The organism is Sinomicrobium halophytocola (assembly GCF_052983395.1).
On the sequence record NZ_JBRKIT010000019.1, the window covers coordinates 1 to 12,883 of the forward strand.

Genomic DNA, 12,883 nt, shown 5'->3' on the forward strand with positions numbered 1-12,883 from the left:
GAACTCATGCTTTATACAATTAAACAGGAAAAAAGAATTCTTCAATTGGAAGAAGAAATAGAAACGCTTAAAGCAATCGTCAAATGAAAAAACTATTCTCAGGGATTATTTTGTCCCTTACTTTTCTGAGTGTATCGGGTCAAACCCAATATTCGGGGCAATGGTCTTTGGGTAATTCGTCTGCGGAAAAATGGTATAAAGTGGCTTCTCTCGATTTTTCCGGACGAAACTTTAATACAGTCATTGCAGATGCCACCATTAATTATGCAAGGTCCTCTGTTCAGGGCTATAAGGCTTCCGTACAATTAATAATAAGGCAGGTTTCGGGAAGTTTAACGGCTAAGTGGAATTATCAGGCAGTAGGAAATGAGCTTGGAAAAGTTGTTGAGTTCAGAAAGGTATCTTCTTCTGTTTGTGATCTGTATGCACGTTCGCCGGGAACCTGGGGAATTTTGTCCCTGGAAATATCTCTAACGGAAGAATCATCCCCTATCATTATAAACATACCTTCTTCCGTAACCATAGCTGACCCCGATAGCTATGAGGAAGTTCCTGTAGCAGGAGACTTTACAATTTTTTCCGGAAATGTAGGTATCGGGACAACCAATTCTAACAATTGGAAACTCGCCGTAAACGGCAACATCCGCGCCAAGGAGATCAAAGTAGAAACCGGCTGGAGCGATTTTGTGTTTGAAGATAGTTACCACCTGCCCACTTTAGAGGAAGTAGAACAACACATTAAAGAAAAAGGTCATTTAAAGGATATCCCCAGTGCTAAAGAAGTGGAAGCGAACGGGATATTCCTGGGGGAGATGGATGCCAAATTACTTCAGAAAATAGAAGAATTGACCCTGTATACTTTACAACAACAAAAGGAAATAGAGACATTACGACAGGAAATCAGGAAATTACAAGAAAAACAGTAAAAGACCTTTTCATATTTATCCAATCTTATATCACCGTAAATAACCCGAACCAATGAAACAAAAATTACTCGTATTTATCATATGCATTTTTGAAATAGCATTTTTAAAGGCCCAGGAGGTTGGACATACGTCAGGAGAGCTTTCCGTTTCTGCTACTGGCGGAGCAGTTTATACAGTTCCTATAAAAGTACCTCCCGGGATAAACGGGGTAGAACCTGATATTGCCCTGACTTTTAATAGCCAGGGAGGAAATGGCCTGGCCGGGTGGGGATGGAATATTTCCGGAGTGTCGGTTATTACCAGGGTACCTTCTACGAAATTTCATGATAACCAGTTGGCAGGAGTAGATTTTACATCTACCGACCGTTTTGCCTTGGATGGTCAGCGCCTGCTTCTCAAAAGTGGTATTTACGGAAAGAATGGAACAGTTTATGAGACGGAGAACTATTCCAACATGAAAATTACGTCCCACGGGGTCTCACCCTACGGGGCAGCTTATGGCCCGGCTTATTTTGAGGTTCTTTATCCGGATGGTTCTTTTGCTGTTTACGGCAATGGCTCAGGTTCCCGAAGCCGCACTGATTTTGCCATTACTTATTGGGAGAACCCTCAGGGAATACGGGTAAATTACAGTTATATATCGGGATATAACGGAATAAGTATCAAAACCATAAAATATGGGAGTAAGGATACAGCTACCCAGATTAACGAAATAGAATTCGTATATACCGACCGGGAGCGTGCGGAGCAGGCTTATATAGGGGGGATAAGCTTTGTTCGTACCAATATCCTTAGCGAAATAAAGGTTAAGGGAAATGGCTCGGGGTATCGGAATTATGTATTGTCTCACGGTCTGACCACTTTGGGTTATCAACGCCTGATCAGTATCCAGGAAAAAAGTGAGAACGGAACAAAAAGTTATGACCCGATAACTTTTAATTATACAAATAGCGGCACTATCATTGAGCCTGAAAGTGTACCCGGAACCTTGTCTATTGGTGATATCGGGCAAAATAACGCACAAACCGCGACCGGAGACTTTACGGGCAATGGAAAAATGGATTTTATCCTGTATCCTACGTCTGGCAGCGATAAGAAAAAGAAATTCTGGTTGTTTACCGATATACAAGATCGGGGGGGAAGTTTTAACTTCGGAGAAACATACAACACTGGCCTTTTCGAAGAAATATTCACTGTAAATTACCTGGACAATTACAACAGGGCGCCTTCCAGGCAGGGAGTTGCCGTGGTGCAAAAAGACGGGAACAGTGATGTGCGATTCAAGGTTTATGGAGCGGGAATTCCTTCCACCGGCATGTACCTGGGACTACACTATACAAAAGTTTGGAAGGCGCCTACTTATACTTCGTATCACGGGGAAGAAGGTCATATCCTGAAAACTTATATCTCCGGTGATTTTAATGGTGATGGATTATCCGATGTTATGGCTATAACAAAACCTTATACCTATTATCCATGCCATCCGAGGGATGAGAATTGTGCAGGGCCGGTTCATGTAAACGCTTCGATGACGTACCTGATAGAGCTGGACCGAAGACGTGAGTCCCAATCTGAATATGTTACCAGATCGGCAGACTTAAGGAAAGCTTACTCCTATGGTGATGCATTCCTTACGGCCGACGTTACCGGGGACGGTAAGACCAATATCCTTCACGTGACATCCGAGAAGATGTTTGTTTATGGAATGAATAATAACAATAAGTTGCAATTATTGTGGGAAACACCAGATTCACGTATAAAAACAGGATTTCCCATATTGTTAGGCGATTATAACGGGGATGGTAAAACGGATTTTATGATTCCTACGGCTAATAGCAGCAGCCTGTTTTCGGTATTCATGTCTGATGGAAAAGCGTTCATAAAAAGTGAAATTACCTATCCTTTTCAGTATAAGGAAACCAATTTTAGCAATACCGGAAGCATTTTGTTTGGGTATAACCTTATTCCTGTGGATATCAACGGGGATGGACGTACGGATATTATCGATTACCGTACTATTACCTATTCTGATACCAGGGAAGGGACACAAAAGGTAATGGCTTATACCAATACCCCTTCTACCACCTATACCCGACCAGCATTTACTTATTGGAGAACAGGAGAAAAAAACGGGGATGTAAAGAACTTTCCCATCCCAATATTCTTGACTTCCGATCGTCCCAATGCTAACCTGGATTTTGCCAGCATCAGTAATAACCGGGTGAGTATTTTTCGCTTTTTAAAGGATCACCGGGAAGATGTAAAACTACGTTCGGTAGTAAATAATAATGTAAAGGAAAGTATAACTTATAGTGCTCTGGATCCCAATGCTATAGGAGAATTACAGCCTTATTCCGGTGCAAATGAAGAAGTATATCCGTATATTGATATCGGAACTTCATTAGGGACACATGTCGTGAGTAAACTGGAACGATCTGGGTTAAGGATCACTACCATTGAGCAACTGTTTTCCTATCATGGGGCTGTTACACATGCCGAAGGACTTGGTTTTCTGGGTTATAAAAAGCTGACCCGGACCAACTGGCATAAAGATTATTCCGATAGGATATACAGTACATCGTATCACAATCCGCAACTTCGCGGAGCGACAACAGTTGAATTTACTTCTATCGGTCCAATTAGCAATGGATCCGGTTTTCTTCCGGAACCGGCTCCCCTGGATATAACCCTGTCCTCAGCCACCACCGGGACTAAAACGGCTGTCCAGTCCATAACGCTCAAACCCGGTTTTTCCGCTAATGGAAGTAATGGTGCGTTTCATGCGAAGATGCAGGGTACGGCAGCCAATGACGGGGCTTCATCGCCCGAGAACGATTATATTTCCCGTACCGATTACAGGTATAACTCGGAAACCCGCAGCAATAAAGTGTTTGTCAATGTCCCGACAATGGTGGTTGGTAAAGACCTCCTGAACGAAACACTTACTACAAAGACCTATGGTTACGATAGCTATAAGAATCTTTTAAGAGAGCACACCGATAACTCCGGAAAGGGAACGCATACGGTAACCATGGCATATGAAAACAGTACCGGAACTACTTATTATATAGGACGGCCTACGAAAAAAATGGAAACCCGTACCGCCTATGGCAATACCTATATTACCGAAGAAGATTATGACTATACCGGGTTTTTCCTTACGGAAATAAAAAGCAAGGGCAATGGTACGGATTTTATAATAGAAGAGCGGGAGTATGATGATTTAGGGAATATAGAAAAGAAGACGATTACACCTCCCGATGGTACTGCTCCCCGGGTCACCTCATATACCTATGATGACAGTGGCCGCTTCCTGGAAACCGCTACCGATCCGGAAGGTCTGAAAACCTCCTATACCTACGATCCTGATAACGGTAATCTGAAAAAAGAAACCAACCCTTTAAGCCAGGCGACGACTTACGATTACGATCCGTGGGGCAAGGTCATTAAGGTAACCAATTACCGGGGCAACAGTGTCACGACAACTTACACCAAATCCGGTTATGATGCAACGATAACCGAAACCGGGGATGACGGCAGTAGCAAGGTCTCTGTATATGATATGCTGGGGCAGTTGATCCGGGTACAGGAAAAGGATGTCCTGGGGCAATGGGTAAAAAAAACCGTCAAATACGATCACCTGGGGCGTGAAGTGGAGGTGAGCGAACCCTATATAGGAGGAGCCGCAAAATGGAATACCACGGAGTATGATCGATACGGCAGAATAAAACGGACCACCTCCCATACCGGGAAGGCCACTACGATGACTTATAACGGGCTGACCACCACCGTAAGTGACGGTACCAAAACAATAACCACCACCAAGGATGCCCTGGGCAATGTGGAGAAAGTGACGGACCCCGGGGGAACTATTAACTATACCTATTACGCCAATGGTACCCTGAAAACCGCCGACTACGGGGGCTCCGTTCAGCGTACCGAACAGGACGGCTGGGGCAGGAAAACCAAACTTACCGACCCCTCGGCGGGGGTCTATACCTATGAATACAACGGTTACGGGGAAATCACCAAGGAAACAACCCCCAAGGGGACAACAACCTATGAATATGACAATTTTGGCAAACTGGTAAGCAAAAAACTCGAAGGCGATCATACTGATATGTCATGGGTATATACCTATGATCATGAAATCAATCTTCCTACCAAAACCACATTGACCAATGCTGACGGGAACAATACGGTCTATGCCCTGACGTATGATACGACCCATCCGCAACTGGTAAAGCAGCTAGTAGAGACCAACCCGCATGCGGTTTTCACCAGGAAGTATACCTATGACGGTTTTAACCGGGTACAGGAAGAAGAGTTTATCGCAAAAAACAGGGCGAACAGTAACACCAGTACCAAAAAGATAAAAAGAGTTTACCAGAATGGAGGTTTAAAGCGTATATCGGATAATGCCACACAAGACATTCTCTGGGAAGTAACCGGCAGGAATGCCCGGGGGCAGTTGACGGAGGTTGCCCTGGGCGCCTCGCTCAAACAGGTAAATTCCTATGATGCTTATGGGTTCCCCACTCAGCGGAAGACCCAGAAGATCTCATCCGCCGGGACGGTGACCACCCTGGCTACCCTGGGATATGATTTTAATGCCCAGAAAGGAACGCTGACCAGCCGTAGCAATAGCATGTTTAGCTGGAACGAGACGTTCCAGTACGACAACCTGGACAGGCTTACCCATTTTAATGATAACAACGGGAATAACAGCCAGACCTATGACGGGCGGGGCAGGATCACAAAAAACAGCGCTATTGGTAATTATGCCTATGCCGGGGTATCCTACCAGAATACCAAGATCACCATAGATGAGGAAGCCCTGATCCCCGGAAGTACGGAAGCCGCCCGGCAATATTACCAGGATCATCCGGAACAGAAGATCAGCTACAATGCCTTTAAAAGCCCTGTAGAGATACACGAACAAGGCAAAGAACGGATCAGTTTCCAGTATAATGCCGCCATGGGTAGGTCGCATATGTACTACGGAGGGGAAGACAGTGATAAAATGCAACGGCGCTACCGCAAACACTACAGTGCGGACGGCAGTATGGAGATCAAGGAAGACACCCAGACCGGGAAGACGACCTTTATCACCTATATAGGAGGCGATGCCTACAGCGCCCCGTTAATATGGCACTCGGACCAGGGGACCACGACAACCAACAATTATTATTACCTGCACCGGGATTACCTGGGAAGTATACTGTCCATTACGGACAAAAACGGGACGGTCAAAGAAAAGCGGCATTTCGATGCCTGGGGTAATATTGTAAAATTGACCAACGGTTCGGGTACGGCCTTAAATAATTTTACTATTTTAGACAGAGGGTATACCGGACATGAGCACTTGTGGTCCCTGAGCGGAGTCGAAGGGGGCCTGGTGCATATGAACGGCCGGTTATACGACCCGGTGATGCACCGCTTTTTGATGCCGGATAATTATGTGCAGGACCCGTTTAATACCCAGAATTTTAACCGGTACGGGTATGTCTTGAACAATCCGTTAATGTATGTAGACCAGAACGGGGAGTTTTTCTGGATAGCGGTAGGAATAGGAGCTCTTGTCGGTGCAGTTACCCAGGCCATAAGACCCGGGGCTAATTTTGGTAAGATTCTTGGAGGTGCTTTGATTGGCGCAGCAGCGGGAGCTATTGGCGCTGGGGTTGGAAATGTGGTAGCTGGTGGTACATTCTTTGGCAGTAAAATAGCAACAACCTTAGGTTTTGTGCAGGGCTTTACCTCAGGGTTTGCAGGGGGCTTTGGAGGAGGCTTTGTTGGAGCTGCTGGAAATGCCTGGATGGATGGAGCAAGTTTTGGAGCTGGGCTGGGAGCAGGTTTAAAGGGAGGTCTCATAGGAGGAGCCATAGGAGGAGTGGTGAATGGGACGATTAGTGGTATCCGTGCCGGAAAAATGGGATTGGATTTTTGGTCAGGAGAGGGAACCATGGAAATGCCTTATGATGATTCTTTTGCAGGAATAGGTAAGGAGGTTGAATATTCCAATGAGTCTGCAAAAGAGTTTTCAGATTCTCATACTGAGCTAAAGAGACTTTCCGAGAATGTGGACAATTTATATGCAGATGGAACACATCCCTCAGGATATACGTCTAAGAACGGATATCTTTTTAATTCCAAAAATAAACCTGTTAATGGATTAACCGCCGTTAGGAAATCAGGATGGTTAGGATTGGGCGGTAAGAATGTATCAGTTTATTTATCAAAGTCTGCTTTTAGAAGCTCAGCCCAATTGTATATGACTATGCATCATGAATATATGCATGCTTATTTTGGATTAAAGGTCCCCTCTTTTTCTACAAAACATGCCCATAGGATTATACATCAATGGCATTGGGATCAGGCTCAAAAATGGGGAGTTCATCTTTTGAATAACCATCATTATTTGCTTAATGGGGCGTATTTTAGTCCATCAAATTTTCAATCTTTTTTTGATTATAAATTTTTTGGTTTTAAAACTATTAACTACATTCCTAAATAATGTACAGAAATGAATAAAAAAAAATTAATTAAAGTAATAATATTGATTTCATTTTTTTTTAGTTGCTCAAATAGGCAAGAAACAAAAGTGACGAGATATGATAAGAACATTGTATCTATATTTAAAAATGAAAGAAAGAAAGAAAAGAATGTTTTAAACATTACTCATGAGTTGCCTGAATATTTGAATTTATATTTTTTGGATAATAAGATTGAAACGGCTAAGCTAACTTTTCTGTCTCCCCCTTCCAATATCGATAACTACATATATGGTAAGAAAAGTGTTTTTAAATATGACTTGGTGCTTTATTCTAATGAGTATCCTCAGTTGAAAGGCAATAATGAAATGACACATGATGAAGTAATAGGATGGTTATTGTTGTTAAAAAACAATGAAATAATATCTTGGATAAAAGTTTTTGAAGGTAGGATAAGTAACCCTGAGATTTTGGAATCATATTTGTTTGATAATTACATCATTACTATACATATCTATGACGAAGGTTATGATCTGATGATTGAGGGAGGGGAAAATCAAGCAGAATATTCCTTTGCTGTTACAGAAGTAATGAAAGATGGTAGATTACAACTCTTAGAAGAAGAAAAAGGAAGAATAATAGCTCGAAAATATCTATCTGACAATAAACAATTCAAAAATATTGGTTGGTAATTACTCGCTCAACGAAGTGTTCCGGGCTCGCATGTCTCCGACTTCGCAGAGCGGGGGATATGAATAAGTCCTTAACCTGGCAGTAGTGATTATTTTAGTATGATTACACAATGCGATGTGCACTAAATACGAAATAGCGCATTTTTAAATGTGCAAAAAATAGTTTAAATTGCACTTTAGAATGGGCAATATATGGAGGCATTACTAAATAAGTCGGTGAGATTAGTTCGTGGAGTAAAGACAGACAGCGTTCGTTATCTGTTTGATAACATATTGTGGAAGAATAGATTGATAGGTATTAAAGGAGCCAGGGGAACAGGAAAAACCACCTTGTTGCTGCAACGGTTAAAAGCGCTGAGGCTTCCGCCGAACCAGGCAGCTTACTGGACGTTGGATGATTTGTATTTTACCGATTCGGATCTGGCAGATACCGCCAGGCTTTTTTACAACGGAGGTGGAAGGGTGCTGTTTTTGGATGAAGTACATAAGTACCCCACCTGGTCGCAGCATATTAAAAACCTCTATGATGAATACGATGACCTGCAAATCGTATTCACTGGTTCCTCCATTATAGATATAGCAAAAGAAGAGGTGGATTTGAGCCGCCGGGCATTGATGTACACGCTTTATGGAATGTCGTACAGGGAATATATGAATTTCAAATACGGATCAGAGCTGCCTGTCCTGTCGTTTGATGAAATTATCAGCGGCACGCAAGCATGGCAACATAAATTTCCCAAAAAATTCCGGCCATTAGAGTATTTTGAGGAATACCTGCAACAAGGGTACTACCCGTTTTCACTGGAAGATGAAGAAAGTTTTGCTACACGACTGCAACAGGTCATCCGCATTATCGTGGAGTACGATATGGCGCAGCTATCGGGGTTTGACATCAGGAATGCCCGAAAACTGCTACAGCTTTTATACATTCTTTCGGCCAATGTTCCGTTCAAACCCAATATTTCGGAACTGGCCAGAAAAAGTCACATACACCGAAACACGATCAACGAATACCTGAATTTTTTGGATGAAGCACAGCTTATAAGACAGGTTTATCCGGCAGGAATAAGTGTGAGCACCTTGCAAAAACCGGAAAAGATCTTTTTGGACAACCCCAATCTGGCTTTTGCATTGGCTCCCAATGCCACAGATAAAGGTAATTTGCGTGAAACATTTTTTGCATCACAATTGGCAGTACATCATAAAATATCCCTCCCCAGGCAAGGCGACTTTACCATAAACGATACCTATGTATTTGAAATTGGCGGAAGACAGAAAGGACGCAAGCAGATTGAAGGGATGGAGCATGCTTTTGTCGTTGTTGACGATGTGGACTTTCCCGTGCTCCATATTCCACTTTGGGCCTTCGGGATGTTGTACTAAGCATTTATCCTTTTCCAGCCATCGCGTAAATGTAATACTAGCGCTGCGAAGTCAGAGACATTCGCAGAATATACGACACTTCGGAGAGCGGGGATACACCTCAGAGAGGCGTTTTTCGTTTCTTTCTTTTTATTGAAGGTTTAAGCTGCGAAGTTGCAAACTTCGCAGAGCAGTTTCCAAAATGTTGTTCATAGTATAAAATGATTATATCACATTTCAACTTTATATAATTTAAAACTTAACCAATATGAAAACTTTAAACCGCAGAAAATTTATCAAACAATCCTCCCTTTTTACAGTGGGGGCAGGCAGTATGTTTACCCTTACCGGGGCAACCCCGATACATCTCGGTCCTGCCATGACAGCAAAAGATGACCTTAACATCATCGGTCCCAAAGAAGGTTTTTCCCCGCATGTCGGCACCCTGGTATCTATGCTGAACTGGATGCGCTATATCATTCTCATGCCTGTAAAAGAGATGAGCGTGGAAGACCTGGATTATATATATGATGATGATTCCAATAGTATCGGTGCTATGTTGCTGCACCTGGCCGCTACCGAAAGGTTTTACCAGCTCCATACTTTTGAGGGGAGAACATGGGGAGACTGGCCGGAGGAAGATGCGGAAAAATGGAGCGTAGCTTCCGGGCTGGGAGACGAGGCCAGGGCAACCATCAAGGGGCATGACCTGGATTTTTACCTGGATGCGTTAAAGGAAGTCCGTGAGCACACCCTGGCGGAATTTGCCAAAAGGGACGACGAGTGGCTCATGAAAGTAGATAAAGACTGGCCATGGGGTCCTACCAACAATTACTGCAAATGGTTTCACGTATGCGAACATGAATCCAACCATAACGGCCAGATCAAATGGCTGGGGAGCAGGTTGCCGTCTTCAAAAAAGTAAAGTATTTCTATAAACTTTTGCCACGAATACACGAATAGTTTTAAGAACAACTATTACCATATCCGTGTATCCGTGGCAAAACAGACTTGCCAACCGGCGTTTTGTTATTGGGTTAGTAGGTTAATGAGTTATTAAGTTAATGCTTGACACCTAAATAACTTAATAATCAATAAATAATCCCGATCAAGCTCTGGCGAATGTCTCCGACTTCGTAGCCTATTGACATGACAGGCCAAATACGTCGCGCTTCTCTCTGAAGAGCTTCCAAAACGGTGTTTTGCAACGTTATATTATAACCATATCCGTGTATCTCCCGATTTGGTCGGGACAGGCGGTGGCAAAACAAACCTCGTTATGACCCGTAATTAAAGGTAGGATCCAGTTTGTGCTGTTTCATTCCTATCCGGAAGATGGCATAGGTGACATTTTCGAAAGGATCTTCGTAGTTTCCGCTAACCAGGTCCGTATTGCTGATACCGGAGGGGACAAGTTTTCCGTAGGTAGGATAGTAGAAAGCATCGGAATCCCCAAAAATCTTAAAATCTTTTCCCCGCGCAAGGACACAGAATCCGGGGGACAGGGAGCCGATCTTTACCCTTTCGCTGCCACCGGTATAGTCCAGTTTGGCTTTTTCGGACAGGGCGAGGCGTAGGGGGCGGCTTTTGAACAACACTTCGGGGTCCGATTTGTCCAGCCGGTTGAGCAGTTCGTCCAGCAGGTTTATGGCGCTATGGGTAATGGCCGGGAAGCCTATGGTAGATGTCAGGGTCTGGCCCGTACCGGATTGCAGGAATTTAAAGATGCGCTGCCACCATTTCGGTTCGCGGTGCTTTACCACTTCGAAGGTCATTTTTGCCAGTCCGCCGGGAATTTCTATCGGGCGGTTACCGAAGGCCTGCCGGAAATCGGCTTTGAGGTCTTTCGGATCGGCGGGTTTTTTCCTGGCCTGGTTGTAGAGGTCCAGTCCGGCTGCAATACTCCAGAAAGCAGTATCGAAATATTTATCGGTGGAATTTTCGTCTTTCCCGATGTTGATTCGCATGGTGGCCCTCGTATTCTTATCCACATGTACATCTTTCCCGATATGGAACGATTGCATTTCCAGGTTGACCAGTACATCCGGTTCGGCATCCGATCCTTGAATAGATGAGGTCACCTCGGAGGATTCCAGTATGGCCGGGTCGTCTTTTTTATCAGATAAGCGGAAGACGATAAACTGGTCGCGGAGGTCATCTTTGGTCAATGCCTGTATTTCGGATATATACGGAGCTTGTTTTTCGGTTACGACAGTAGTGTGTTCCGGATCGTAGAGGATATTTTCCCTGTCTTGAAGCCTGTCGGAGACAAACTGAGAGGAAAGGACCTCACGCTCTTTGAATTCAAATAGTTTCATGGTTATCGGATTTGGGTTTGTGCTTAGAGCATGTTCAAAAAGGATTCAATTGGCTAAAAAAATGTCCTTTTTGCCCCATACTCGTCTTTTTTTCGCCCCGTAGCTATGGCTATGCGGCTCAAAAAAGCCTTCATATGGAACAAAAATCATCATTTTTCGCTACAATCAATCCTCTTTGAACATGCTCTTAAAAAGGAACCGTATGATTAAGCGGGTTCTTTCCTATAAAAATAGCGAAAAAGATGGTTTTTGCTGTATAAGGAATAATATTTATCTGTCCTGACTGGCGTTTTGTTATTGGGTTAGTAGGTTAATGAGTTATTAAGTTAATGCGTGACACCTAAATAACTTAATAATGCGAATCAAGGTTGAATTTCTATTTTTCTTTATTATCAAAGAGCTTAGTATATGACAAAATTAGATTTTGACACTATTGGTCGGAAAATCAGTTTTACCCTAGCCCTAAAGGGAACCCGATTTTCCTCGATTTCTCCCTTTAGGGTAGGGGTCAAAAATCGAGGAAAATCCTACGGAATGGAATTTTTGTCATATAAAATCAAAGAGTTAAGATGGATCAAATGTGTTTTTTTAGAATTTAAGCATTGATATACAGCTGATTTCCAATATCTCTTTTTGACTCTTAATTCGCATTAATAACCAACTGGCGCTCGTTTGCAACGGGTGCCCATTGTAGGAAGCGTTTGCAACGTGCTATAAAGTTGTGGAGTCTTTTAGTTGGTAGTTCTGAGTTGGTTGAAGACATTGACAATGTACCATAACCTTAAAACTATTGCAGCCCTTTAGTAGTGTGAAAAAGTTATAGTGTTGTTATTGGGTTAATAGGTTAATGAGTTATTAAGTTATTTAGGCAACACCTATAGATTTAGTAACGCCAACTGGCGCTCGTCTGCAACGGGTGTCCATTGTAGGAAGCGTTTGCAACGCGCGATAAAATTGTGGAGTTTTTTAGTTGGTAGTTCTGGGTTGGTTGATCAAACCTTGGGCATGCCTGAATATGGTTGCCTTTTTTCAGGTTAATAATTAATCTTAAATCTCGGTTTTTGTTCAGGGGTTAACCCCTGAACAAAGGTTTC

Annotated in this window: 6 protein-coding genes; 5 read left to right on the top strand and 1 reads right to left on the bottom strand. The window is 43.2% G+C overall.

All coding sequences use genetic code 11. The features are described from left to right. The first annotated feature begins 83 nt into the window (after positions 1–83). The 5 genes from ACVBDY_RS06565 (at position 84) to ACVBDY_RS06585 (ending at position 10,396) form a co-directional block, all read left to right on the top strand. Complete coding sequence (locus tag ACVBDY_RS06565) at positions 84–926, top strand: hypothetical protein (protein WP_447174669.1); 843 nt, start codon at positions 84–86, stop codon at positions 924–926. Positions 927–978: 52 nt separating this feature from the next. Then, positions 979–7,440 (top strand): FG-GAP-like repeat-containing protein, encoded by a 6,462-nt coding sequence (locus ACVBDY_RS06570; protein WP_447174670.1) that lies wholly within the window; start codon positions 979–981, stop codon positions 7,438–7,440. A 9-nt stretch (positions 7,441–7,449) separates the two neighbouring features. After that, entirely contained in the window at positions 7,450–8,109 is a 660-nt protein-coding gene (locus tag ACVBDY_RS06575) for a hypothetical protein (RefSeq protein WP_123218394.1), read from the top strand. Between the two features lie 192 nt (positions 8,110–8,301). Further along, positions 8,302–9,492 carry an ATP-binding protein gene (locus tag ACVBDY_RS06580; protein WP_447174671.1) on the top strand — a complete coding sequence of 397 codons (1,191 nt, stop codon included), beginning with the start codon at positions 8,302–8,304 and terminating at the stop codon, positions 9,490–9,492. Positions 9,493–9,739: 247 nt separating this feature from the next. Further along, entirely contained in the window at positions 9,740–10,396 is a 657-nt protein-coding gene (locus ACVBDY_RS06585) for a DinB family protein (protein WP_447174672.1), read from the top strand. A 352-nt stretch (positions 10,397–10,748) separates the two neighbouring features. Here ACVBDY_RS06585 and ACVBDY_RS06590 read toward each other — a convergent pair whose 3' ends face one another. After that, on the bottom strand, positions 10,749–11,789 hold the full coding sequence (locus ACVBDY_RS06590) for a hypothetical protein (protein WP_447174673.1): 1,041 nt from the start codon (positions 11,787–11,789) through the stop codon (positions 10,749–10,751). Between the last annotated feature and the right edge of the window lie 1,094 nt (positions 11,790–12,883).